22 protein-coding genes are annotated in these 24142 nt (G+C 74.6%); 10 read left to right on the top strand and 12 right to left on the bottom strand.

Annotated features, from left to right (window positions below):
- Positions 1-154: 154 nt before the first annotated feature.
- From ACYVGT_RS13985 to ACYVGT_RS13975, 3 genes are all read left to right on the top strand, one after another.
- Positions 155-892, top strand: coding sequence for an IclR family transcriptional regulator (locus ACYVGT_RS13985; protein ID WP_460858079.1), 738 nt, complete (start codon positions 155-157; stop codon positions 890-892).
- Between the two features lie 137 nt (positions 893-1029).
- Positions 1030-1533: a MaoC family dehydratase gene (locus ACYVGT_RS13980; protein ID WP_460858077.1), complete on the top strand. Its 504-nt coding sequence runs from the start codon at positions 1030-1032 to the stop codon at positions 1531-1533.
- Complete coding sequence (locus ACYVGT_RS13975) at positions 1530-2369, top strand: HpcH/HpaI aldolase/citrate lyase family protein (protein ID WP_460858076.1); 840 nt, start codon at positions 1530-1532, stop codon at positions 2367-2369. Before ACYVGT_RS13980 ends, ACYVGT_RS13975 begins: the two co-directional genes overlap by 4 nt.
- 253 nt (positions 2370-2622) lie before the next feature.
- On the opposite strand, the gene ACYVGT_RS13970 is transcribed toward ACYVGT_RS13975, so the two are convergent.
- Positions 2623-3789: an acyl-CoA dehydrogenase family protein gene (locus ACYVGT_RS13970; protein WP_460858074.1), complete on the bottom strand. Its 1167-nt coding sequence runs from the start codon at positions 3787-3789 to the stop codon at positions 2623-2625.
- A gap of 4 nt (positions 3790-3793) precedes the next feature.
- The gene (locus ACYVGT_RS13965) at positions 3794-5014 is read right to left on the bottom strand and encodes a CaiB/BaiF CoA transferase family protein (protein WP_460858073.1); all 1221 of its coding nucleotides are present in this window, start codon (positions 5012-5014) and stop codon (positions 3794-3796) included.
- A 350-nt stretch (positions 5015-5364) separates the two neighbouring features.
- Here ACYVGT_RS13965 and ACYVGT_RS13960 point away from each other — a divergent pair, with 350 nt between their 5' ends.
- The 4 genes from ACYVGT_RS13960 to ACYVGT_RS13945 all read left to right on the top strand — a co-directional run bounded on the left by ACYVGT_RS13960 (position 5365) and on the right by ACYVGT_RS13945 (position 9622).
- The gene (locus ACYVGT_RS13960) at positions 5365-6462 is read left to right on the top strand and encodes a TRAP transporter substrate-binding protein (protein WP_460858070.1); all 1098 of its coding nucleotides are present in this window, start codon (positions 5365-5367) and stop codon (positions 6460-6462) included.
- Positions 6449-7006, top strand: a complete 558-nt coding sequence (locus tag ACYVGT_RS13955; protein WP_460858068.1) for a TRAP transporter small permease — start codon at positions 6449-6451, stop codon at positions 7004-7006. The genes ACYVGT_RS13960 and ACYVGT_RS13955 overlap by 14 nt, the downstream gene beginning before the upstream one ends.
- Positions 7006-8298, top strand: coding sequence for a TRAP transporter large permease (locus ACYVGT_RS13950; protein WP_460858066.1), 1293 nt, complete (start codon positions 7006-7008; stop codon positions 8296-8298). Before ACYVGT_RS13955 ends, ACYVGT_RS13950 begins: the two co-directional genes overlap by 1 nt.
- Before the next feature lie 127 nt (positions 8299-8425).
- Positions 8426-9622, top strand: a complete 1197-nt coding sequence (locus ACYVGT_RS13945; RefSeq protein WP_460858063.1) for a CaiB/BaiF CoA transferase family protein — start codon at positions 8426-8428, stop codon at positions 9620-9622.
- Between the two features lie 77 nt (positions 9623-9699).
- On the opposite strand, the gene ACYVGT_RS13940 is transcribed toward ACYVGT_RS13945, so the two are convergent.
- From ACYVGT_RS13940 to ACYVGT_RS13930, 3 genes are all read right to left on the bottom strand, one after another.
- Entirely contained in the window at positions 9700-10485 is a 786-nt protein-coding gene (locus ACYVGT_RS13940; protein ID WP_460858061.1) for an SAM-dependent methyltransferase, read from the bottom strand.
- A gap of 182 nt (positions 10486-10667) precedes the next feature.
- Positions 10668-12155, bottom strand: a complete 1488-nt coding sequence (locus ACYVGT_RS13935) for an amidase (protein ID WP_460858058.1) — start codon at positions 12153-12155, stop codon at positions 10668-10670.
- 561 nt (positions 12156-12716) lie between these two features.
- Positions 12717-13430 (bottom strand): FadR/GntR family transcriptional regulator, encoded by a 714-nt coding sequence (locus ACYVGT_RS13930; RefSeq protein ID WP_460858056.1) that lies wholly within the window; start codon positions 13428-13430, stop codon positions 12717-12719.
- Between the two features lie 163 nt (positions 13431-13593).
- On the opposite strand from ACYVGT_RS13930, the gene ACYVGT_RS13925 reads away from it, so the two are divergent.
- A complete protein-coding gene (locus tag ACYVGT_RS13925; protein WP_460858053.1) occupies positions 13594-15201 on the top strand; it encodes a carboxyl transferase domain-containing protein in 1608 nt (535 codons plus the stop codon).
- Positions 15202-15269: 68 nt separating this feature from the next.
- Entirely contained in the window at positions 15270-15665 is a 396-nt protein-coding gene (locus tag ACYVGT_RS13920) for a DnaJ family domain-containing protein (protein ID WP_460858050.1), read from the top strand.
- 1561 nt (positions 15666-17226) lie between these two features.
- On the opposite strand, the gene ACYVGT_RS13915 is transcribed toward ACYVGT_RS13920, so the two are convergent.
- Together ACYVGT_RS13915 and ACYVGT_RS13910 are read right to left on the bottom strand one after the other, a co-directional pair.
- Positions 17227-18090, bottom strand: coding sequence for a siderophore-interacting protein (locus ACYVGT_RS13915; RefSeq protein ID WP_460858048.1), 864 nt, complete (start codon positions 18088-18090; stop codon positions 17227-17229).
- Between the two features lie 622 nt (positions 18091-18712).
- The gene (locus ACYVGT_RS13910; protein WP_460858046.1) at positions 18713-19567 is read right to left on the bottom strand and encodes a pentapeptide repeat-containing protein; all 855 of its coding nucleotides are present in this window, start codon (positions 19565-19567) and stop codon (positions 18713-18715) included.
- A 501-nt stretch (positions 19568-20068) separates the two neighbouring features.
- Between ACYVGT_RS13910 and ACYVGT_RS13905 the strand changes: the two genes are divergently transcribed.
- Positions 20069-21079, top strand: coding sequence for a Gfo/Idh/MocA family protein (locus ACYVGT_RS13905; RefSeq protein WP_460858044.1), 1011 nt, complete (start codon positions 20069-20071; stop codon positions 21077-21079).
- A gap of 272 nt (positions 21080-21351) precedes the next feature.
- On the opposite strand, the gene ACYVGT_RS13900 is transcribed toward ACYVGT_RS13905, so the two are convergent.
- From ACYVGT_RS13900 to ACYVGT_RS13880, 5 genes are all read right to left on the bottom strand, one after another.
- Entirely contained in the window at positions 21352-22062 is a 711-nt protein-coding gene (locus tag ACYVGT_RS13900) for an SAM-dependent methyltransferase (protein ID WP_460858042.1), read from the bottom strand.
- Positions 22063-22145: 83 nt separating this feature from the next.
- Positions 22146-22574 carry a nucleotide triphosphate diphosphatase NUDT15 gene (locus tag ACYVGT_RS13895; RefSeq protein ID WP_460858040.1) on the bottom strand — a complete coding sequence of 143 codons (429 nt, stop codon included), beginning with the start codon at positions 22572-22574 and terminating at the stop codon, positions 22146-22148.
- A gap of 97 nt (positions 22575-22671) precedes the next feature.
- Complete coding sequence (locus tag ACYVGT_RS13890; RefSeq protein WP_460858039.1) at positions 22672-23082, bottom strand: SgcJ/EcaC family oxidoreductase; 411 nt, start codon at positions 23080-23082, stop codon at positions 22672-22674.
- 52 nt (positions 23083-23134) lie between these two features.
- Complete coding sequence (locus tag ACYVGT_RS13885; protein ID WP_460858037.1) at positions 23135-23509, bottom strand: VOC family protein; 375 nt, start codon at positions 23507-23509, stop codon at positions 23135-23137.
- Between the two features lie 203 nt (positions 23510-23712).
- Positions 23713-24129: an SRPBCC domain-containing protein gene (locus ACYVGT_RS13880; protein WP_460858035.1), complete on the bottom strand. Its 417-nt coding sequence runs from the start codon at positions 24127-24129 to the stop codon at positions 23713-23715.
- Positions 24130-24142: the final 13 nt, after the last annotated feature.

The raw sequence follows: 24142 nt of genomic DNA, 5'->3' as shown, positions 1-24142 counted from the left end.
GGCCGTGCTGCTCCGCCGGATGCGCGCCGGCAGGGGAGGGCGGAGCGTGCGCTGCCGCGGGCGCGCCGAGGAGAGCGCGGCAGAGGTGTAGCGGTGGGCATAATGGGTCCGACCCGGCGGTCCGGGGCCGCCCGCAACGACGAGAGGTGCGCACGTGCACGCAGAACCCGAGCCGCCCTCGGCCAAGGAGCACCGCACCGTCACCCGCGTCACCACGATCCTGGAGACCGTGGCGGCCGCCGACGGCGGCGCCCGGCTGCGCGACCTGGTGGGTGCGCTGGACGCGCCGAAGTCCTCGGTCTACGGCCTGGTGCAGGGGCTCGCGGCTGTCGGCTACCTGGAGGAGCGGGACGGCGTCTACCGGCTCGGCCCGGCCGTCGCGATGCTGCTCTCGCCGAACCGCTCGGCGCTGACCGCCGCAGCCCGCCCGGTGCTGGAGCGGCTGCGCGACCGCTTCGACGAGACCGTCACGCTCGCCGTGCGCGTCGGCTACTCCACCGTCTACCTGGACAGCGTGGAGTCCAACCGGCTGATCCGCTATTCGGCGCCGCTCCGCCAGCGCCGGCCGCTCTATCCCACCAGCGGGGGCAAATGCCTGCTGGCCTTCATGCCGCCGAGCCTGCGCGGCGGTTACCTGGCCGGGCTGGCCGAGGGCGGGCGGCGCGCCGAGATCGACGGTGAGCTGGCAGAGATCCGCCGCACCGGGGTGGCCTACAACCGCGGCGAGACTCTGCCCGACGTGGCCGCGGCGGCCGCGGTGGTACAGGTGGGCGAGCGCCCGGTCGCCGCCGTGGCGTGCGCCGGGCCGGTCAACCGGATGGCCGACCAGCTGGGCCTGGTCGGCGAGGAGACGCTGACCGCGGCGAAGGACATCGCGCACCGGCTGGCCTGAGCGACTCTTATTCGTGCGTATATGGGAATTTTCGTTCGCGTATGAAAACATGGAGGTGTCCGTGCGCGGACCGGCCGCATGCACGGGTCCGGCCGCACCGCGGCACCGTCTGCAACACACCCCCTGAGGAGGCTGCGGTGGGAGACCGCGACCAGGAGGCCCCGGAAGAGCGCATCGCGCAGCGCGGCCTGTACTTCGAAGAGCTCCGCACCGGGGTGGTCTACGAGCACCGGCCCGGGCGCACCGTCACCGAGGCCGACAACACCCTGTTCACCACCCTCACCATGAACCCGGCCAGTATCCACCTGGACGCGCACTTCAGCGCCCAGACGGAGTTCGGCAAGCCCCTGGTGAACAGCCTGTTCACGCTCTCGACGCTGGTCGGGCTCAGCGTCGGCCAGCTCACCCAGGCCACCACCGTGGCCAACCTCGGCTTCGGTGCCGTGGAGTTCCCCCGGCCCGTCTTCCACGGCGACACGCTCTACGCCGAGAGCCGCGTCCTGGAGAAGCGCCGGTCGAAGTCGCGGCCCGGCAACGGCGTGGTCCGCTTCGAGCACCGCGCCCGCAACCAGCACGGCGAGCTCGTCGCCCGAGCCGAGCGCAGCGCACTGATGCTCTGCCTTCCCGAGGGGGAGGCGTGAGCGCCGCGGCCGAGGGCCCGGTGCAGCCCCCCGGGCCGGCGCTGCTGTTCTGCCCCGCCGACCGGCCGGACCGCTACGCCAAGGCGGCCAGCCGCGCCGATGCCGTCATCCTCGACCTGGAAGACGCCGTCGCGCCCGAGGCCAAGGATGCCGCCCGCGGCACGGTCGAGGAAGCCTGGCCCGGCCTCGACCCCGACCGCACCGTGCTGCGTATCAACCCCTACGGCAGCCCGTGGTGGGAAGACGACGCCGCAGCAGCCGCCCGCATGGGGGTGCGCTGGGTGCTGCTGCCCAAGGCCGAGGACCCCGCGGCGGTGCGCGCGCTCGCGCCCGCCCGGGTCATCGCGCTGTGCGAGACGGCCGCCGGGGTCCTCGCGGCACCGGCGCTGGCGGCCGAGCCCGGATGTGCGGCGCTCACCTGGGGCGGCGAGGACCTGATGGCCGACATCGGCGGCACCGGCAGCCGGCGCTCGCGCGACGGCGCGCTGCACGACGTGGTCCGGCACGCGCGCTCCGCGGTGCTGCTGGCCGCCGCGGCGCACCGCACCGCCGCCATCGACACCGTCTACCTCGCGATCGCCGACCTGGACGGGCTCGCCGCGGAGGCCACCGAGGCGGCCGAGTCGGGGTTCGCGGCGAAGATGTGCATCCACCCCAGCCACGCCGACCCGATCCGGGCGGCGTTCCGGCCGGCCGACTCCGAGATCGCCTGGGCCCGCGGCGTCACCGCGGCCGCCGCGGCGGCCGGTTCGGGCGTGTTCCGCTACGAGGGCCGGATGGTCGACGCCCCGCTCCTCGGCCAGGCCCGCGCCATCCTCCGCCGCGCCGGCGGCTGACCCGCGCCGCTGGGGTTGCCGCGCCGGCGGCCCCAGCGGCCCGCGGCGTTCCCGGCCGACGCGCCGCTGCGCACGCGCAGCACAGCCCCGGCGCTGCCCGCGATCGGGCCGCTGCCGGGGCTTCTCTCTGTATCCCGTCTCTGCTGCTGCCCTTTCCGCTCCGATCCGCACGGTGCTTCCCGCGCCGTCCGCTGCGGCGGGCCTTGGCCGAGCCCGCCGCAGCGGAGCGGATGAGCGGAGGGGAGAGGACGCCCTAGTAGGACTTGGGCAGGCCCAGGACGTTGTGGGCGATGTAGTTGAGGGTCATCTCCTGACTGACCGGGGCCAGCCGCATCAGGCGCGCCTCGCGGAAGTACCGCTCCACGTCGTACTCGGTCGCATAGCCCATGCCGCCGTGCGTCTGCACCGCCGCGTCGGCCGCGAAGAACCCCGCCTCGGCGCACAGCCACTTCGCGGTGTTGGCCTCCCGGCCGCAGCGGCGCCCCCGGTCGTAGAGCCAGGCCGCGTTGCGCGCCATCAGCCGTGCGGAGTCCAGCCGGGCCAGCGACTCGGCCAGCGGGAACGAGACCCCCTGGTTCTTGCCGATCGGCCGGCCGAACACGGTGCGCTCCTTGGCGTAGGCGGTGGCCGCCTCCAGCGCGGCCCGGCCGAGCCCGAGGGCCTCGTGTGCGAGCAGGATGCGCTCCGGATTGAGGCCGTCCAGCAGGTAGCGGAAGCCCTGGCCCTCCTCGCCGATGCGCGCCGACGCCGGAACCCGCAGCCCGTCGATGAACACCTCGTTGGAGGCGACGGCGTTCCGCCCCATCTTGGGGATGGGCCGGATGTCCATCGCCGAGCGGTCGATGTCGGCCAGGAACAGCGTCATCCCGTCGGTCGGCTTGGCCACCTCGTCCCGCGGCGTCGTCCTGGTGATCAGGACGATCTTCTGGGCGTCGCCCGCCTTGGTGATCCACACTTTGCGGCCGTTGATGACGTAGTCGCCGCCGTCGCGCACCGCGGTGGTGGAGATGCGCGTGGTGTCGGTGCCGGCGTCGGGCTCGGTCACGCCGAAGCAGACGTGCAGCGAGCCGTCGACCACGCTGGGCAGCACTGCGCGCCGCAGCGCCTCGCTGCCGTGCTTGACGATGGTGTTGATGCCGAAGATGGTCAGGTGCATCGGCGAGCAGCCGTTCATGCCCGCTCCCGATGCCGCCACCTCCTCCAGCAGGATCGCGGCCTCCTGCACCCCCATCCCGCCGCCGCCGTACTCCTCGGGGATGGCGATGCCGAGCCAGCCCGACTCGGCGAAGGCGTTGTAGAACTCCCACGGGAAGGCGTGCTCGGCGTCCTTGGTGCGCCAGTACTCCCCGCCGAAGCCGGCGCTGAGCTCCTTGACGGCGCCGGCGATGGCGCGCTGGTCCTCGGTCAGGTCGAAGTCCACCGGGTCATTCCTCCTCGCGGCCGAAGGCGCCCGCGCTGCGCAGCCGCTCCACCGCATCGCGGTCGTATCCGAGTTCGGCGAGCACCTCGCCGGTGTGCTGGCCCAGGGTGGGCGGCGCGGTGTCGGCGCGCGCCGGGGTGTGCGACGCCTTCACCGGGAAGGCCGTGCCGACGTAGGTGCCGGCCACCGGGTGCGGCAGCCGGACGATCTGCTCGCGCTCCTCCACCCACGGGTCGGAGTAGACCTCTTCGAGCGTGGAGATGTTGCCGCACGGGATGCCGGCCGCCTCCAGGTCGGCGAGCCACTCCGCGGAGGTGCGGGCGGCGAACCGGGGCTCCAGGATCGCGTTGAGCTCGGCGCGGTGCGCCACCCGGTCGGCGTTGGCGGCGAAGCGCGGGTCGGTGTCCAGGCCGCCGCCGAGCAGCGTGCACAGCGCCGTCCAGAACCGCTGGTTGGGCACGGCGACGTTGATGTGGCCGTCAGCGGTGGCGTAAGCCTGGTAGGGCGCGATCATCTCGTGCTGGGAGCCGCGCCGCTGCGGCGAGGCGCCGGTGTGGAAGTACATCCCGGTGCCGTACACGTGCCAGGCCAGCTGGGACTCCATCAGCGAGACGTCCATCGCCTGGCCGACTCCGGTGCGCTCGCGCGCCTGCAGCGCGGTGAGCACGGCGATGATCGCCCAGGTGCCGGCGTTCAGGTCGGCCACGGGGAAGCCGACCTTCGCCGGTGCGCCGCCGGGTTCGCCGGTGGCGCCCATGACGCCGCCCATGCCCTGGGCGATGAGGTCGTAGCCGGGCTTGTCGCGGTAGCGGCCGGTCTGGCCGAATCCGCTGATCGACACCGAGATCAACCGGGGGTTGGCGGCGCTCAGCGCGGCGTGGTCGAGGCCGAACTTCGCCAGCGTTCCGGGGCGGTAGTTCTCCACCAGCACGTCGGACTGGAGGGCGAGCTCGCGGGCGATCCGCTGCCCCTCCGCGGTCTTCAGGTCCAGGGTGATGCCGCGCTTGCTGCGGTTGGCCGCCATGAAGTAGACGGACTCCGCCCCGCCGTCGCCGCCTTCCCCGCCGCCGACGAACGGCGGGCCCCAGCCGCGGGTCTCGTCGCCCTGGCCGGGCGGCTCCACCTTGACCACGTCGGCGCCCAGGTCGCCGAGGTACTGGGTGCAGTACGGGCCGGCCAGGACCCGGGACAGGTCGAGAACGCGCACCCCGTCCAGCGGTCGCATCGCCACCTCCTTCCGGCGCACTCAGCGCTCGTTCTTATTTAGGAACATGTGACGTATTTGGGAACAGCGTAGCGGTAAGCGCGGCCTGCGTGAAGCGGCCGGGGCGGACCGGCTGCGCGGCCGGATGTGTGCGAAGGGTGGGGCCGTGGCCGGTCGGGTGCCCTCCGTTGTGCGCATATGAGAATGATTCGCCGGACGTGTGTGCGGGCTCGCGAATGAGTGGGCGAACAGCATTGACAGTGATCTGGATCTCGCCTTAATGTCCACGTCGTCACAAGAAGCACGTTCTTATATAAGAACGATGTGTAAGGGCTGGTTCGCGGTGACGCGTCCGGCTTCAGGAGGCGAACATGGCCGAAGCACGCACCGACCCGCCACGGCGCGGCACCGTCGCCGCCCCGATGGCGTGTCTGGCCGCGGCGCTCACGATGGCGACCGGCTGCACAGCAGCCCCCGAGCCGCCGGAGGACGGCGTCCGACTCGTGCTCGGCGACTCCTATCCGGTCGGCCACCCCATCTCGGAGAACGGCGCGGAGTTCTTCATGGAGCGGGCCGAAGAGCTGACCGGGGGCCGCGTCACCTTCTCCTACCTGCCCTCGGAGCAGATCGGCACCGCCGCCGACCTGATCGAGCTCACCGGATCCGGCGCGATCGACATGGCCTCGGTGGCCCCCGCCTACGTCACCTCGAAGCTGCCGCTGTCCGGCGTCGCCGACCTGCCCGGCCTGGTCGGCGACGCCTGCGAGGGCGCGCTGGCCGCCGAGCCGCTGATGGCGCCCGGCGGCGTGCTCTACGACGAAGAGCTCTCCGAGCAGGGCGTCCGCCCGCTGGTCATCGGCGTCATCCCCTCCTACGAGGTGATGACCGGCACCGAAGAGGTCGCCGTACCCGCCGATGCCGCCGGCATGATGCTGCGCTCCTCCGGCGGCACCATCGACGCCACCATCAGCGCGCTCGGCGGATCGCCCGTCTCCATGCCCGCCCCCGAGATGTACGAGGCGATCTCCCGCGGCACCGTCGACGGCACCGCACTCGCCCCGATCAGCGCCGAGCCCTACCGGCTGGACGAAGCCGCCGGCTACTCCACGCTCGGCGCCGAGCTCGGCAGCTTCATCAACACCTACTCCATCGGCGACGACTCCTGGCAGCGCCTCGACACCGAGACCCGGGAGGCGCTCGTCCAGGCCGGGCACGAGACGACCCTGCACCTGTGCGAGGCCCTCGACGAGGAGAACGCCGCCTCCCAGCAGCGCCTCGCGGAGGGCGGGATGGAGTTCCACCCGCTCACCGACGAGGAGAAGGACGCCTGGCAGGAGGTCCTCGCTCCGGCCCGCGAGCAGTGGGCGGCCGACATGGAGAGCATCGGGCGCCCCGGCGAGGAGGCCCTCGCCGCGATGGAGACCGAGCTGGAGCGCGTCCGTGAGGAGCAGGCCGATGGCGGCGAATGAGAAGAGCGGCGGCCCGCTGGTTGCCGCCGAGCGCGCGGTCACCCGCCTCGAAGAAGCGCTGATGGCGCTCGCCGTCGTCGCGCTGGCCGCGATGCTCGTCCTGATGGGCGCCGAGGTGCTGATGCGCTACGCGTTCGCCCGCCCGCTGGGCTGGTCGGTCGCCTTCATCCAGGACTACCTGATGGTCGGCATGTTCTACTGCGGCCTGGCCGCCACCTACCGGACCGGCGCCCACGTCGCCATCGACGTGCTGTATGAGCGGTTCAGCCCGCGCGTGCGCCTTGCCGCCGACCTCATCGGCCAGGTCCTCGTCTTCGCCTTCTTCGCCCTGGTGTTCTACGCCGGCGCCGACGCTGTCCGCGAAGCCGTCGCCACCCACGAGATCCCGCCGCCCGGCGGCGGCCCGCTCTCCTGGCCCAGCTGGACCTCCTACGTGCTCGTCCCCCTCGGCAGCGGCGTGCTGCTGCTGCGCCTGGCCGCCACGGCCCTGACCCACCGCTCCGGCGACACCGCCGCCGGCGCCGAGACGGAGGTGCGCGGCTGATGCTGGTCACCGCGATCGTCATCCTGCTGTTCGCCCTGCTGCTCATCCGCGTGCCGGTCGGCTTCGCGATCGGCATCGCCGGCGTCGTCGGCCTCTACCTGCACGGCGGTACCGACCTGCTGCTCGGGCTCGTCTCGGTCTCCTCGCACACCGCCGTCTCCGCCTACACCCTCTCCGCGATCCCGCTGTTCATCCTGATGGCGCAGTTCGTGCTCAAGAGCGGCGTGGCCGGCGACCTGTTCGCCACCGCCCGCGCCTGGACCGGCGGCGTGCGCGGCGGGCTCGGCGTCGCCACCGCCGGCGCCGGTGCGCTGTTCGCCGCCATCTCCGGGTCGAGTACCGCCGCCGCGGCGACCCTGGCCACCACCTCCACCGCCGAGATGACCGCGGCCGGCTACAACAAGCGCCTCGCCAACGGGCTCGCCGCCGTGGTCGGCACCCTCGCGGCGATGATCCCGCCCAGCATCATCCTGGTCTTCTACGCGGTGCTGGCCGAGGAGAGCGTCGGCAAGATCCTGGTGGCCGGCGTGGTGCCCGGCATCGCCGTCACCCTCGCCATCATCGTCACGCTGCAGATCCAGATCCGGCTCCGCCCCGACCTCGCCCCCCGCGACCAGGCCCGCCCCTGGTCGGAGAAGCTGCGCACGCTCGCGCCCGCCTCCCCGGTCCTGCTGCTGTTCGCGCTGGTCACCGGAACGATCTACTTCGGCCTGGCGACCCCGACCGAAGCGGCGGCCTTCGGCGGCATCGGCGCGCTGGCGATCATGCTGGCGCGGCGCACCGCGACGCTGCGGGCGCTCTACGAATCCGCGCGCGAGGCCGTCGACTCCACCGTGATGATCCTGATGATCATCTTCGGCGCGCACGTGTTCGGCTACTTCCTCGCCGCCACCCAGGTCACCCCCGCCATCGCCGCGTGGGTGGGCGGCCTGCCGATCCCGCCGATGGCGGTCTTCGCCGTGATCGGGCTGATCTACCTCGTCCTCGGCTTCTTCATGGACCAGATGGCGATCCTCGCGCTCACCGTCCCGGTGGTGCTTCCGGTCGTCAGCGAACTCGGCCTCGATCCGATCTGGTTCGGCGTGATGGTCGTGCTGCTCGCCGAGATCGGCCTGGTCAGCCCGCCGCTGGGACTCAACGTGTTCGTCGTCGCCCGCGCTTCGCGGCAGCGCGTCGAGGAGGTCTTCTGGGGTGCCGCGCCGTTCGCGGTGTCGATCCTGGTGGTCGTGGTCCTCTTCTCGATCTTCCCCGAAGCCGTGCTGTGGCTGCCCAACTCGATGACAGCGGAATGACCCGCCCGCCCGCTGCCGCGCCGACCGGCGCAGCAGCGGGCCGCCCCGGTCCGGGCGTCAGCCATGCGCCCGCGCCGGGGCCGCGCCGCGCCCCGAACCAGCCCGCGCCCCAGCGAGGAGATGTCCGATGAGCGGTCCCCTGGACGGGATCCGGGTCCTGGACCTGACCACGGTCCTGCTCGGCCCCTACTGCACCCGCCTGCTCGCCGACCTCGGCGCCGAGGTCATCAAGGTCGAGCCGCCCGCCGGCGACCCCACCCGCCGGCTCGGCCCGGCGCGCTCGCCCGGTATGGGCGGCGTCCACCTCAACGTCAACCGCGGCAAGCGCAGCGTGGTGTGCGACCTCAAGGAGCCCGGGCAGCGGGACGCGCTGCTCCGGCTCGCCGCCGAATCCGACGTGTTCGTGCACAACATCCGCCCCGCCGCCATCGAGCGGCTCGGCCTCGGCTACGCCGCCGTGGCCGAAGCGGCGCCCGGCATCGTCTACTGCGCGGCGACCGGCTACGGCGCCGGCGGACCGCGCTCCGGCCGGCCCGCCTACGACGACCTCGTCCAAGCCGCCTCCGGCCTGGCCGACCTCAACGCCGCGGGCGGGGAGCCGCGCTACGTCCCCTCGGTGGTCGCCGACAAGACCACCGGGCTGATGGCGGCGGTCGGCATCCTCGGTGCGCTGGTGCGGCGCGGCACCACGGGTCAGGGCTGCGAAGTCGAAGTCCCGATGTACGAGACCATGGCGTCCTTCCTCATGGTCGAGCACCTCTACGGCCACGCGTTCGAACCGCCCCTCGCCCCGGTCGGCTATCCGCGGGCCACCTCGCCCGACCGGCGCCCCTATGCCACCCGCGACGGGCACATCGCCCTCATGCCCTACACCGACGCGCACTGGGCCGCCTTCTTCGCCGCTGCGGGGCGCCCCGACCTCGCCGCCGACCCGCGCTTCACCGATCTCGGCGCGCGCACGGCCCATATCGACGCGCTCTACTCCGCGGCGGCCGAGCTGGTCGCCGAGCGCACCACCGGCGAGTGGATGGCCCTGATGGAGGCCGCCGACGTGCCGGTCGCGCGCGTCGCCGCGGCCGGGGACCTGGTCGGCGATGCGCACGCCGACGCGGTCGGACTGTTCACCGAAGAGGAGCACCCCACCGAGGGCTCCGTGCGCACCGTGCGCGCGCCGATCCGCTACCCGGGCCTGCCGGAGCACCGGCCGGGACCGGCCGAGCGGCTCGGCCAGAGCAGTGCGGAGCTGCTCGGCGGCCTCTTGGCCGAGGCCGAGGAGGGCGGGACCAGCAGCGCCGCAGCAGGGCCTGCACCGGAGCGCGGATAGGCGCCCCCCGGAAGCAGGTGCGGCGCCCGCCCGGGGGCGCCGCACTGTGTCCGCGGGGCGGCGGGCACGCCGCAGCGTCAGGGCTTGCGGGCCACCGCGACCAGGTGCGGGATGAGGCGGCCGCGGAACAGGGTGCCCTCGTCCGGCCGCCAGTCCGGCGCGTTGGCCACGCCGGGCTCCAGCAGCTCCAGCCCCGCGAAGAGCCGCTCCAGCTCGGCGCGCGAGCGGGTCCGCATCGGGTGCGGGTTGGCGGAGTTCCACACTTCCAGCAGTTGCGCCATCCGCTCGGCCTCCACGTCGGACGTGGGGTGGCCGACGACCAGGTAGCTGCCGGAGGGGACCGCCGCCATCAGCGCCTGCACGATCCGCAGCGCGTCGTCGTCGCCGATCACGTAGTTCAGCACGCTGGAGAGCACCACCGCGGTCGGCTGGTCCAGGTCGAGCGTCCCGGCGGCGGCCGCCAGGATGGCCTCCGGGTCGTGCACGTCGGCGTGCACGTAGTCGGTGGCGCCCTCCGGCGTGCCGACCAGCAGTGCGCGGGCATGCACCAGCACCAGCGGGTCGTTGTCGACGTAGACGACGCGGCAGGACGGTTCGGCGGCCTGCGCAATCTCGTGGGTGTTGTCGGCGGTGGGCAGGCCGGTGCCGATGTCGAGGAACTGGCGGATCCCGCCCTCCTCGACGCAGAGGCGCACCGACCGGGCCAGGAACTCGCGGTCGGCGCGGGCGCTCACCACGCCCTCCGGCACGATCGACTTGAGCTGCTCGCCGACCTCCCGGTCGACCGCGTAGTTGTCCTTGCCGCCGAGCCAGTAGTTCCACACGCGCGCGGAGTGCGGCTGGGTCGAGTCGATCTCGCTCATCGGGGGTCCGTCCGTTCGGGCAAGCGCCGGGGGATAGGGGAGTAGCGGGGAGGCGCCGGGGCTGGTCCGCCGGAGACGCAGCGCACCGGACCTCCGCATTCTAGGACTGCCCTCCCGCCGCCCTGCACGGCCCAAGCCCTGAGGTGCAAGGGATTTCCGTGCCGGGCGGCGGGCGGTGCCGGTCAGCGGGCGGTGCCCTGGGCGCCGCCGGAAGCGGTGCCTGCCGCCGTGTCGGCGCTGAGGGGCGGGCGGCGCCGGCCGTAGCCGGTGGCGGCCTCGAACGCCGCCGCGGCCTCCAGCAGCGCCCGGTCGGCACGGTGCGGCCCCACCATCTGCACGCCCACCGGCAGCCCGCCGGCGGTGAACCCGGCCGGGACCGACACCGCGGGGCAGCCGGTGACCGTGACCCAGTAGGCCGCCGCCATCCAGGACAGGTAGTCGCCGCCGGTCGGCACGCCGGCCACCGACGCGGGGTATTCGAGCTCGGCGGGGAACGGCGGCACCGGGCTGACCGGGAGCAGCAGCACGTCGTAGCGGGTGAAGAACTCCCGGAACCGGTGGTACAGCGCGGCCTGGCCGGTTTTGGCGCGCGCGATGTCGGCGCCGCTGAGCTGAGCGCCTTCGGCGGCGTTGTCCACCACGGTCTGCTTCACCCGTCCCGGATGGGCGGCGGCCAGCTCGCCGAATGCGTGCTGGAAGTGCCAGGCGCGCAGCGTCCGGAACACCTCTTCGGCCCCGGAGAAGTCCGGCAGCTCCTCGGCCACGTGCGCGCCGAGCTCCTCCATCGTGCGCCCGGCCGCGGCGACGGCCGCCGCAACCTCCGGCTCGATCGGCAGCGCACCGCCGAAGGCGGGGGAGACCGCGACCCGCAGCCCGGCCGCCCGCGGCCGCAGCGGCGGTGCGAACAGCGCCCCCGCCTCGCCGAGCGCCGCGGGAGCGCGCGGGTCGGGCCCGGCCAGCACCGACAGCAGCAGCGCGGCGTCGGCGGTGGTGCGGCCCATCGGCCCGGCCGTCGCCAGCGTCTCCCACGGCAGGTCGGAGGGCCAGTCGGGAACGCGTCCGGGGGTGGGCCGCAGTCCAACGGTGTTGGTGAACGACGCCGGGTTGCGCAGGGAGCCGCCCATGTCGGAGCCGTCGGCGATCGGGTGCATCCCGGCGGCGAGAGCGGCCGCGGCGCCGCCGCTGCTGCCGCCCGCCGAGCGGTCCGGGGCGTAGGGGTTGCGGGTGGTGCCGAACACGGTGTTGAAGGTGTGCGAGCCGGCCGCGAACTCGGGCACGTTCGTCTTGCCGATGACGACCGCCCCCGCGGCACGCATCCGCTCCACGACGAGGTCGTCGGCGCCGGGCACGGAGTCGGCGAAGATCGGCGAGCCCAGCGTGGTGCGCATCCCGCGGGTGGCGTGGGTGTCCTTCACCGCCACCGGAAGCCCGTGCAGCGGCCCGGGCTCGGCGCCGGACGCGAGCGCCTCGTCGGCGGCTGCGGCCTGCTCCAGCGCCCCGTCGGCATCCAGCGTCACGACGGCGTTGATCGCGCCGCCGACCGCCGCGATCCGGTCCAGATGGGCCTGGAGCACTTCGCGGGCCGACACCTCCCGCCCCCTGATCCGCCGGGCAAGCTCCACGGCATCGGTGTAGTGCAGGGGCTCGCTGCTGGTGCGGGGGTCAGTCACAGTGCCTCCTCATCTGGCCGTCGCGGCCGTCCTGCCGGCATTCTGCCGCCGGCCGAGGCCCCCGGGTGGGCCCGGGGGCCGTGCAGAAGCGGCCCGGAGCCGCTGAGGGCCGGGTCCCGCTCTCAGCGGCTCCCGGCGCGGGAGGCCGCAGGGCCGGGCCGGCGCCCGCGGCGCAGGAGCGGCTGGTAGCGCGTGACGGTGTCCGCGGGCGGGGCCGCTGAGCCGAACCGCTGGAAAGCGGCCTCGCGGCCGGCTCAACGGCGTTCCTGCGCGGACGGTTCCGCGGGCGGGGCCGGCCGAGCGCAGCGCGCGGTCCCTGCCCCCGAGCCGGACCGGCGGCGGGGGTGCGCTGCGGTCCGCGGTGAAGGCGGGTCTGCCGGGGCGGCGGACCAGCGGCCCCGCGTCGGTGCTTCGCGTCCGGGTACAGCCGAGCGCAGCGCATCCGCATGGAGGGCAGCACCGGCCGAAGTCTGCTCGCTCTCTCCCCCCGGGCCGATCGCCCGCGTGCGGGTGCGATCCCGGCGCGCCGCGGAAGCCGGCCCCAGGGGCGGCATCCGCGGATCACTGCGGGTTCTCGGGGAGCTGGTCGGGGGCGCCGATCTCGGAGACCAGCAGGAGGTGGTCGCGCATGGCTTCCGCGGCGCCGCGGGAGTCGCGGCGGCGGACGGCCTCGGCGATGCGGGTGTGGTCGGCCAGGGACGCCGGCGGGCGCTCCGGCTGGGAGAGCGACTCCAGCCGGGTTCCGCGGATCATCGGGGCGAGCTCGTCCATCATCCGGGCCAGCAGCCGGGAGCGCGCCGCAGCGGTGATCGCCGCGTGGAAGCGGGCGTCGCCGTCGATTCCGCGCCCGCCGGCATAGACATCGGTGCGCATCAGTGCCAGGGCCGCGTCGATTTCGGCGAGGTCGGCGTCGGTGCGCCGCTCGGCGGCCAGTTCGGCGAGCTTCACCTCCAGTGCCTGGCGGGCCTCGACCACCTCGGCGTGCCGGTTCGCGCGGTCCCGCAGCAGCGCCAGCACACCCGCCTCGGTCGCGGTGCGCCGGATGATCGCGCCGTCGCCGTGCCGCACGTCGAGGACGCCCTGCACCTCCAGCGCCACCAGCGCCTGGCTGAGCGAGGCGCGGCTCACCGCCAGCGACGCCGCCAGTTCGCGCTCCGGCGGCAGCCGGTCACCCGGCTCCAGCCCTGCCTCGCGGATGTGCTCGACGAGGCGCTCGACGAGCTGCTCGTACAGGCGCGGCCGGGCCGGCGGCCGCGGTTGAAGACGGTCTGGCACGCGGGCGCGCTCCTTCGCTCTCGGCGGCGCCGCACGGAAACGGCGGCACCAGACTAGAACGGCACCCCTGCCGTCCGGAGAGCGGTCTTCCCAAACGCTCCGCCGCATGCGAGGCTGCCGGTAATTGGCCTATCCACTCTTCCTCTTCTTGCGGAGGGCGTCTATGGGTACCGGGTATTCGGCGCACGAACTTCTCCGGCGCACCCTGGACACCGGGTCTTTCACCTCCTGGGACGGTCCGCCGGCCGCGCCCGCGGCCGGCATCGGCGCGGAGTACGCGGCGGCGCTCAGTGCGGCGCGCCGGGCGACCGGCTGCGACGAGGCGGTGCTCACGGGCGAGGGGCGGCTCCGCGGCCGCCGGGTCGCCGCGGTCGTCGGCGAGTTCGGCTTCCTCGCCGGCTCCATCGGCGTCGCGGCCGCCGAGCGGGTCACCGCCGCGGTGGAGCGGGCGACCGCGGAGCGCCTGCCGCTGCTGGCGGCGCCCGCTTCCGGCGGCACCCGCATGCAGGAGGGAACGGTGGCGTTCCTGTCGATGGTCAAGATCTCCACCGCAGTCGCCGCACACAAGGCCGCCGGCCTGCCCTACCTGGTCTTCCTGCGCCACCCGACGACCGGCGGGGTGCTCGCCTCGTGGGGGTCGCTCGGCCACGTGACCGTCGCCGAGCCCGGCGCACTCATCGGCTTCCTCGGCCCCCGCGTGTACGAGGCGCTGTACGGCCAGCCGTTCCCGGAGGGCGTGCAGCGCGCCGAGAACCTGCACCGGCACGGCATTGTCGACGCCGTTCTGGACCTCGACGCCCTCGCCGAGACCGCCGACCGCGCGCTGTCCGTCCTCGCCGCCCGCGGCGCCGCACCGGCCGGTGCGGGTGCCCCGGCCCTGCCGGAACCGCCGGCGGCGCCGGCCCGCACAGCTGCCCCCGGCGGGTCCGCGGGCCCGCGTGCCGTGCCGGTGAACGGCGCCGGCGCGGAGGAGGCGGAGCCCGCCGGCGCTGGAGGCGGAGGTGAGGTGGCGGCCTGGGAGTCGGTGCGGCGCTCCCGCCGGTCGGATCGCCCGGGGGTGCGGCAGCTGCTGAAGTTCGCGGCCAGTGATGTCGTGCCCCTCAACGGCACCGGTGAAGGCGAATCCGACCCCGGCCTCCTGCTCGCCCTGGCCCGTTTCGGCGACTCCGCGTGTGTGCTGCTGGGGCAGGACCGGGCACGGCAGACGCGGGAGCGGCCGATGGGGCCGGCGGCACTGCGCGAGGCGCGGCGGGGGATGCGGCTGGCCGCCGGGCTGGGGCTGCCGCTGGTGACGGTGATCGACACCCCCGGTGCGGCGTTGAGCAGGGAAGCTGAGGAGCAGGGGGTGGCCGGGCAGATCGCGCGCTGCCTCACCGAGCTGGCGACCCTGTCCGCGCCGACGGTAGCGGTGCTGCTGGGGCAGGGGACCGGCGGCGGCGCGCTGGCCCTGGCGCCCGCGGACCGGGTGCTGTGCGCCCAGCATGCGTGGCTGTCGCCGCTGCCGCCGGAGGGGGCGTCGGTGCTCCTGCACCGCACGGTGGACCGGGCCGGCGACGTCGCGGCGCAGCAGGGCATCCGGTCGGCCGACCTGGCCGCAGCGGGCATCGCCGACCGGGTCGTGCCGGAGCGTCCCGACGCGGCCGACGAGCCGGAGGCGTTCTGCATCCGCCTCGGCGCCGCCCTCTCCCGGGAACTGGTGCCGCTGGTCGAAGCCGACCCGGGAGAACGCGCCGCGGCGCGCGCGGCCCGCTACCGCGGACTGGGGCTGTAGTGTCCGCCGCGCTGCGGTCTAGCATGGACGGGAGCGCCGACGCCGGGTCCTGCCGCGAAGGAGACGCCGTGACTGAGCGCAAGCCCGCTGGCGAGGGCTTCGAGTCCTGGGTGGACCGCCTCGTGCGGGAAGCCGAGGACCGCGGGGAGTTCGACAACCTGCCGGGCCGGGGGAAGCCCATCCCGGACATCGACCGGCCGCGCGACGACCTGTGGTGGGTGCGCAAGAAGGCCCAGGAAGAGGGCGTCGCCCCACTGCCCCGGGCACTCGCACTGCGCAGGGAGGCCGAAGACGCCCGGGCCGCCGCACTGGCCGCCCGCACCGACGACGAGGCCCGCCGGATCCTGGCCGACGTCAACGCCGTCATCGCCGCCGAGATCCGCTCCCCGCAGGCGGGGCCCCCGATCACAATCGGCCCGATCGACATCGACCGGGTCCTCGAAGAGCGCCGCCAGAGGGAGTAGGCGCGGGCCCCTGCGCACCGGCCCATCGAGGTGTGCTCGCCGGTCCCTGCGTCCTCCGGGAAGCGCAGGGGCGGCTTCGCCGGACGCCTTGTGCTCTGTTCCGCCGTTTCGGGGACGGTGTGTGACCAGGTGCTGCTGGGCGCGGGGCTGCGGCGGCTGAGACCGTAGGCTCCCGCTTCTCTGCAGCCGGCTGGCCGGTGCTCAGTGCGTCGGACAAGCGGAAAGGCGGCGGCGACGGCGAGGCCGGGCAGGGCTCCGGGAGGCGTCCGGGCGGCGGCTGGTCGTGGGGTGGATGCGACTGAAGGGACGGAGGAGGCAGGGGGCTCGCGCGCGGAGGCGGTCGGATGGCGGGTTGGTCAGTGCGTCGGACAAGCCAAAGACGGCAGCGGCGGCAGCGGTGGCCGGAAGCTCGGGGCGGCGGCCGGGCGCGGGTTTGCCACAGGGCGGGGCCGCGGGCCGGGCGCGTGGGGCGGGTGTGACTGGTGTGAATAGAGAGGCTGGAGAGTCGGCCGCCGGCGGGCCGGGTCAGCGCGGGTGGTTCGCGAACCCTTGGTAACACCTCATCGCCGCCACGAATCCCACCTTTTCAGCGGCGAATCCGCGCGGAATCGGGAGGAGTGGTCCCTCCACGACCCAAATCCAGGGCTGGTTTCCCTCTGCGTGGCGACATATCGGGCCAATTCGGGCGCCAGTCACCGACGGGGTGCGGGTGTCCGGTGTGGGGGCCCACGTGGAAGAGTGCGGCGCGTTCCTTTTCCGCGGGCTGCGAGGTCACTCCTGCCCCAAACTGCCCAAAGCGGCCAATCCGACGCCGCGACTCGCGCCTTTTTGCCGATCGGGCCGCGGAAAAGGTGGGTGCGCGGGAATCGGACACCGCCACGCTGCGTGATCTCGTGTTCTGAGCAGGTCCGCGGGGCGCGGAAGCGGGCTCTGCGTGCACGGCCCCGCAGGGGGAGGGTGGTGCTTGCTTGGGCGGGATTGCAGGGGCCCCGGTGCAGTGCCCGATTTCCTGGCATGTGCCCCCGCCCCGCGACCAGCCCACCACTCGGCCACCGCCCCAAGGCCCTCCCGGCCTCGTCGTTGCTGCCGCTTTTGCGCTTGTCCGACGCACTGAACACCGGTCGGCCGGCTTCCGAAGAGCGGGAGTCTGCGGCCCGTGCCGTTCTGGCCCCATGGTCAGCCGCACGACTGTTCGCACACCGGTTCTGAAGTCGTGGCCCAGAGCGGAAGACTGTCGGCGAAGCCGCCCTTTTCTTGATGCCTTACGGCTCACCAGTGACCAGCCCGCCGCTCGGCCCAGGCCCCTGCCCAGTTCTGCCGTCGCTGCCGGTTTTCCGCTTGCCTGACGCACTGAACACCGGAAATCCGGCAGCAGAGAAGCGGGAGCCCATGGTCTGAGCCGCCCCGCCCCTCCCCAGCCCCGCGAACAGCAGAAACCCTGGCCGCCCGCCGACTCTGCAGCGGCGGGACAGAGTGGAGGGGCTGCCGGCGCAGCGGCCCTTGCCGTGATGTCTGGCCCCCGCCCAGCTCCGCCGTCGCGGCGCCTGCCCGGAGCCGCGCCTCAGTTCGCCGCCGCGGCGTCCTGCTCGGCTTCCACCTCGGCGTTCCAGGCGGGCTTGGCGGCGCGCCAGGACTCGTCGTCGTGGCCGAGGCGCCAGTAGCCGGAGACCGACAGGCGCTCGCGGGGGATGCCGAGGTCGAGGCGGAGGTGGCGGCGGAGGCCGCGGACGAACCCGGCCTCGCCGTGCACGAACGCCTGGATACCGCCAGCCGCGGCGCCGCCGGTGCCGTCGGCGGGAAGGTCCAGGGCGCGGACCGCGTCGGCCAGGGCCGCCCCGGCCGGCCCCGACCGGTGCACCCAGGTGACCGGCTGCCCGTCCGGGGAGCGGACGTCCTGCTCCTCCGCGGGGCCGTCGACCTCGACCAGGGCGTGGAAGACGGCGCCTCGCGGGAGCTGCTCCACGGAGGCGGCGATGGCCGGGAGGGCGCTCGCGTCGCCGGCCAGCAGGTGCAGCCCGGCGTCGGCCGACGGGGCGTAGCCGCCGCCCGGACCGGCGAAGCGGATGGTGTCACCCTCCTGTGCCGCGGCCGCCCACGGGCCGGCGAGGCCGCTGCTGCCGTGGTCCACGAAGTCCAGCGTGAGCTCCCGGGCCGCGGCGTCCCAGGCGCGCACGGTGATGCTGCGCAGCGACGGCCAGCGGTCGCGCGGCAGTTCAGCCCGGATCCGGCCGAGGTCGAACGGCTCGGGGTAGTCGGCCCCCGGAGCGGGGAAGACGAGCTTCACGTACAGGTCGGTGAAGGCGCCGGGGGAGAACGCCGCAAGGCCGGGGCCGCCGAGGACGATGCGCTGCATCCCCGGCGTGATCCGCTCGGTGCGGACGACGCGTCCCTGGTGGGTCTGCGGTGCTCTGCGCGCTTCGGCCATGCGGTACTCCTCTGCGCCCCGGACCGGCCGGGGCGCCATGCGTCGGTGGTGGTGCGGGCCGGCGCCGGACGCGGCACTGGGCCCTCCGCCGATCCTGCACCACAGCGGCAGGTCAGTGCACGCGCGGGTCGGCGGTCCCGTCCGCGGCTGCCCGCCGGCGGGCACGGGCAGCTTGCTCACCGCGCGGCAGATCCGGGTGCCCGGCACGCCGGAGGGGCGCCGCGGGAGCCGTGCCCGGCCCGGGAGCGGCAAGGCGGCCCCGGGCACCCGAGCCCGCCGCCGGCATCCCGCTGTTCCGGAGCGGGCGCCTCACGCAGCGGGGACCGCGCCCGCGGGGAGGCGCGGCTTCGGCGCAGACCGCGCAGGGAGCAGCGTCTCCACTGGGCCGGCACCGCCCGCGGCCGCTGAGGGGCCGTGGACCCCCGCGGCCGCGGTCCGAAGCGGCGCAGGGGGCGGGGCGCCGGGACTCTTCGCGGCCGGCCGGAGCGGTGGCTGCCGCCGGGGGCCGGCCGCTGCCAGCGGACCAGTCCTGTGGAAGCGGTGCGCACATCGGTACCGATGGAGGAAACCGGGCCGTTCGCGCGGTGCAGGCCGGCGGCTGCTGCGGCTGCGCGGCGCGAAGTCAGTGCCGCCGGGGGCGGCGGGACCGACGCGCCTGCTGCGTGCGGCGCGAGCGCTGGGGCCAGTGGCCCGGGCGGCTCAAGCGCTCGGGGAGCAGCGTCGCAGAGTCTCCGGAGGCCGCGTCGAGCTGCGACTGCAGCAGGAACAGCGACGTCGACAGGTCGGCGCCGGCGACGTCGGCCCCGCGGAGGTCGGCCCCTGTCAGATCGGCCCGGCGGAGGTCGGCGCCGCGGAGGTCGGCACCGATGAGCAGCGCACCGCGCAGGCTCGCCCGGCGCAGGTCAGCGCGGGCCAGGCGGGCGCCCGCGAGGTCGGCGCCGCGGTGGTCGGGTGCCGGTCCGCCTCGGCGGGCGTGGTCGGAGGCGCGCACCAGCAGCGGGTTGGCTGCGGCCCGGTGCGCCGCCGTGTCGGACGCCGCGAGCAACTCGGGCGGACCCCCGGCGATCCGGTCGAGATCGGCGGAGACCGCTTCCAGTTCGGAGCGCAGCGGTTGCGGAACGTCGAGCTCCGCGGCGTCGGCGAGGTAGTAGAGGAGCTCGTGCAGGTCGCGCAGCACGGGGAAGGCAGCGGACATCGCCGCCTTGTGCTCCGGGCCGGTGCGCCAGTCGCGGCCGCCGAAGGTCTCCTGCGACAGCCGCTGGCCCGCGCCGAAGCAGTCGTAGACCGTGCAGCCGGCGTACCCGCTGCCGCGCAGCCGGTCGTGGATGCCGCAGGCGAAGTCCTGCTGCAGGTTGCCGCAGGGGGTGCCGGCCGGCTTGTCCGCGGCGAAGTCTGCCGACCGGGTGAAGGCCGGGATCACGCAGCACAGCCCGAAGCAGCGCGCGCAGTCGGCGCGCAGGCGGTCGCGGTCGGTCACAGAAGCCTCCGGGGATGCAGCGGACTTCCAGGCTAGGGGCCGGCGGTGCGGCTCCGCGATCCGAATAGGCGGCGGCCGGACGCCGGCCGGCGGGGCGGCTTCCGGCTGGGCCGCCGCATACTGCCCCTCTGCCGCGCACGGGGAGGTTCGGCGCGGGTCAGCGCTGCGCGTCGCAACGGCGGGATCCAGCGGGGCCCGACGGATTCCCGCAAGGGCCGAAAGGCCGGATTTCCAAAAGATGCGGGGCCGGAACCGGACGGCCGCTCCGCCATAATTCGGCGCCGTCTTCGGTGCGGCTCCCGGTGGCTATTCCGGACCCGTTCGGCGGAATCCGCTGCGGCCGCGGGGAAACTCCGCGAAAATCGGCGCTCGGTGCCGGACCGCCCTGAGCGCAGACGGTTCCGGGGCCGGTGATTTCGGGGGAAGGAGTGGCGCGGTGCACATCACTGTGGCGCCCGCGGCTGTTCTCTCCGGCTCGGAAATTGCTTAGCATCGTGTTTCATGGGTGGCAATGCAGGAGAGAAAGACGCGGCCGATCAATTGCGAGAGATCCGGTGGGGGATTCTCGGCACCGGCATGATCGCCGAGCGCTTCCTCGAGGCGCTGGCGGTGGTTCCCGGGGCACGTGCGGTCGCGGTCGGCTCACGCACCGTCGAGTCGGCGCACGCGTTCGCCGACCGCTGGGCGATCCCGCGGCGGCACGCGGGCCGGTCGGTGCTGGCCGCCGACACCGGCGTCGACGTCGTCTACATCGCGACGCCGCACACCGACCACGAAGCCGCCGCCGTCGAGCTGCTGCAGGCGGGCAAGGGCGTGCTGTGCGAGAAGCCGCTCGCCGTGGACTCCGGCCAGACCGAGCGCATCGTGGCGGCGGCCCGCGACTCCGGCTGCTTCCTGATGGAGGCGATGTGGACCCGGTTCCTGCCCGCGGTGCAGGACGCCCTCGGCCGCATCGCCATCGGCGAGATCGGCGCCCTGCGCTCGGCGCAGGCCGACATCGGCTGGGCTGTGCCGTTCGACGCCGCCGACCGCCGCTACGCCCCGGAGCTGGGCGGCGGCGCACTGCTCGACCTGGGCGTCTACCCGCTCGCACTGGCCTGCCGGCTGCTCACTGAGCCGGTCGTCGGCACGGCGCGAGCGCGGCTGGCCCCCAGCGGCGTCGATGCCGAGATCCATGCCGTCATCGAGGACGCCGCCGGCGGTGCCCGCCTCGAGTTCACCGCCGCCCTGGACCGCACCCTCGACCCGCACGTGCGGATCGAGGGAGACGACGGCGCGATCGCGATCCCCGAATGGTTCCGCGCCAGCGGCTACACCCTGACCAGCGGCCGCAGCGCTGCCCGCTCCCTCGACTTCCCGCACCGCGCCAACGGCATGGAGTACGAGGCCGAGGCAGTGTCGGACCTGGTGCGCGCCGGCGCCGCGGAGAGCCCCCTCATGCCGTGGTCCGACAGCCTGCGCCTGGCCGCCCTCGCCGGCGACGTCCGCCGCGCCGCCGGTATCGATCCCTGAGGGCGAAGCGGGGCAGCGCGGCGGGCAGCGGGCCTCTCCTGCAGGGAGGCTGCCGGCGCGAGCGCGAATGCTCCGCTGCGGCCCACCCGGGGTGAGCCCGGCGGAGGCGGGCCGCCCTTCCCCGCGGGCCGGGCACGCCGCGCGCGTGGACCGGAGCGAGGCCGAACGCCTGCGCGGTACCGCCGGCGGTTCCAGGGCGCGTCCGCCCGTGCCGCCGCTCCAGGCAGCGCCGCGCCGCCTGGAGCAGAGGGGAGGGCTGCCGGGCGCCGGAATCAGGCGGTGCGGCGGGCGCGGACGACGATATCGGCGTGGTCGTGGCCGGGGAGGTCGGAGGCGGCCGGGCCGGCGTCGCGGCGGCGCTCCTCGGCGGTGCCGATCTCCCACGAGCCCGGGTCGAGGCCGGCAGCGACCTGGTCGGCGGTGAACAGGCCGTCCAGGCGGGAGGCGTCGACCTCCTCGCCGGCCGCTTCGGCGTGTGCGCGCAGGTGCGACTCAGGGTGGCCCACGATCAGGAGGGTGCCGCCGGGGGCGACCGCCTCGGCGAGGCCGGCGAAGACGCGGTCGCGGTGGCGGGCCGGCAGGTGGAAGAAGAAGGCCGACACCAGGTCGTAGCTGCGCGGTTCGGGCGCGGTTGCGAGCAGGTCGACCTGCCAGGTGGTGACCGATCCGGGCAGTTCGCCCGCCGCGCGGACCTGGGCGGCCGTGCGCTCCAGGCCGACCGCGGAGACATCGGCGGCGGTGACCTGCCAGCCGCGGGCGGCCAGCCAAACGGCGTCGCCGCCCTCGCCGGCGCCCACGTCGAGCGCGCGGCCGGGCGGCAGCGGCCCGGCTTCGTCAACGAGGACCCGGTTGGGCGCGCCGCTCCACAGCGCCTCGCGCTCGCGGTAGCGGCCGTCCCAGAACTCCTGGGTCCAGAATTCGTCTTCGTCGGGCTGCGGTGCTCCGCCCTCGGGCGCCGCCGAATGCCGTGCGTCGTGGTTCATGGCCCCATCGTTGCCGCGCACCCCGCACAGCGCCAATCGGCTTGCCGTTCCGGCAAACCAGGGGTCGGGCGGGACGCTCCCGGTCAGTCCGCGGGCCGCCAGCCGGTGGCGCGGAGCGCGGTGATGGGGGAGAAGAGCGGATGCGGCAGCTCGTCCCAGCCGAACCAGTCCCACCGCTCGACCTTGTCGGGCTCGCGCTCCTCCGGAACCCCGGAGGCGTCGACCAGGTGGTGCAGCGTCGCGAAGTGGAGGCCTTCACCGGGGAACCGGTCGTCGGTCCATCCGACCGGGCGCACGGTGCGGGCCCGCAGCCCGGTCTCCTCGGTGAGCTCGCGCGCCACCGCCGCCGCGGGGTCCTCGCCCGGATCGACCTTGCCGCCGGGGAAGGCCCAGGTTCCGGCGGCGTGGGCGCCGCGCCTGCGGCCGAGGAGGACGCGGCCCTGGCGCAGCACGATCGCGCTCACGCCGATGCGGGCGCCGGGCGCGGGCTGTCCGAACGGGGGAGTGGCCATGGGGCCAGCCTCGCATCCGCGTCCTCGTTCGACCACGCCGCCCCGGCGTGCACGGGGCCCGTCCGCGCCCGCCGGGGCGGCCGCGGGCGGACCCGGGTCACGCGCCGGTCGGCGTGGTCTGGGCCAGCGCCACCTGCCACCCTTCGCCGGAGCGGACCACGACGTAGGTCAGCGCGCCCGCCTCCGGAACGGTGGTCGGGGCTTCCGGCCGCTCGTCGTGGATGGTCTTGGTGCAGCTGACGATGGCCACGCCGGCCGCGGCCGCGCGCACGTCGAGCACCTCCAGCGACGTGCGCACGTCCTTGAGCGGCGAGGACAGCGCCGCCTCCATCGCCGAGCGGAAGCTGTCGCGCCCGAGCAGGCGCCGGCCCGCGACATTCACGATCACCGTGCCGGGTGTGTGCTCGGCCGTGAGCGGCCCGACGTCGCTCTGGTGCTCCTCCAGCCGCGCGACGAGCGCGCGGACCTCTGCCTCGTCCTCCGGGGACAACCGCTGCGGTGTACTCATGCGCCGACCGTAGAACTTCGACTTAACGCGAAGTCAAACCCCGGAGTCGGCGTCACCGATCCCCACCCTGTTCCGGCAGGTGCGCCAGGACATTGACGGTGGTCCCGCCCGGGTCCTCCACGAAGAAGCGGCGGACGCCCCACGGCTCGTCGGCGACCGGGCGGAGGATGCGCAGCCCCTGCCGGACGGCGGCCGCGTGGGCGGCGTCCACCGCCTCCGGTGTTCCGACGTCGACGCCGAACGCCGGCTCCGGGGTGTCCATCCCGGGCGGCGCGATGAGGACCTGCGCGGTCGGATTGCCGGGAGAGGCCAGCGCCAGCACCGGATCCTCCATTGCGGCCTGCAGCCCGAGCACCGCGGTGTAGAACGCGCGCGACCGCTCGCGCTCGCTCCCCGACGCGTAGGCGATGATCCTGGTGACGGTCATTCGTTCTGCCCTTCCATCGCGGTGGACGGCGGATCCTGACCGCCGTCCGGCCAGATTTCCGCGATCGGCGCAGGGCGTCTTGAATGAACGGGAACGCCGGCTGTGGGGGACGCGCCCATCTCCGGGCGCGCCGACCAGTTCCACGGGGGCCTCGTCGGACTCTGCGGCCCGGAGCGTTCCCCCAACGCGGTCCAGGCCGCGGGTCAGGCGTCGTGTTCCACGGCAGCGGCAATCGAGTCCATGACGGACTGCCAATGGGTGCGGCGGCGCTCGCGGGCCGCGGCGTCGGGGAGGCGCTCCTCGTGCAGGGCGAGGCGGGTGCCCGAAGGAGTGGTGCTGATGGAGAACTGGAGCGTTGTCGCCTGCTCGCCGTCGATGCGCCGGGTGACCCGCAGCCGCTCGCCTTCGCGCCGCCCCCGCACTTCGCCGGACGCTCCGCCGGCGCTGCGGTAGGGCTCGCCGCGCACCAGCGGCCCCTCCGGCGCCGCACCGAGCCAGAGCTCCAGGCCGCGGCTGCCGGTGACGAACTCCCACAGGCGCTCGGGCGGGACCGCCAGCGTGCGGGAGACCCCGATCTGGAAGCCGGCGTCTTTCGTGCGGCCGGTGGGACGCGAAGCCATAGCCCTCTCCTCT

Source organism: Nocardiopsis coralliicola, assembly GCF_054779695.1.
This window is presented reverse-complemented; position numbering and strand designations above follow the sequence as displayed.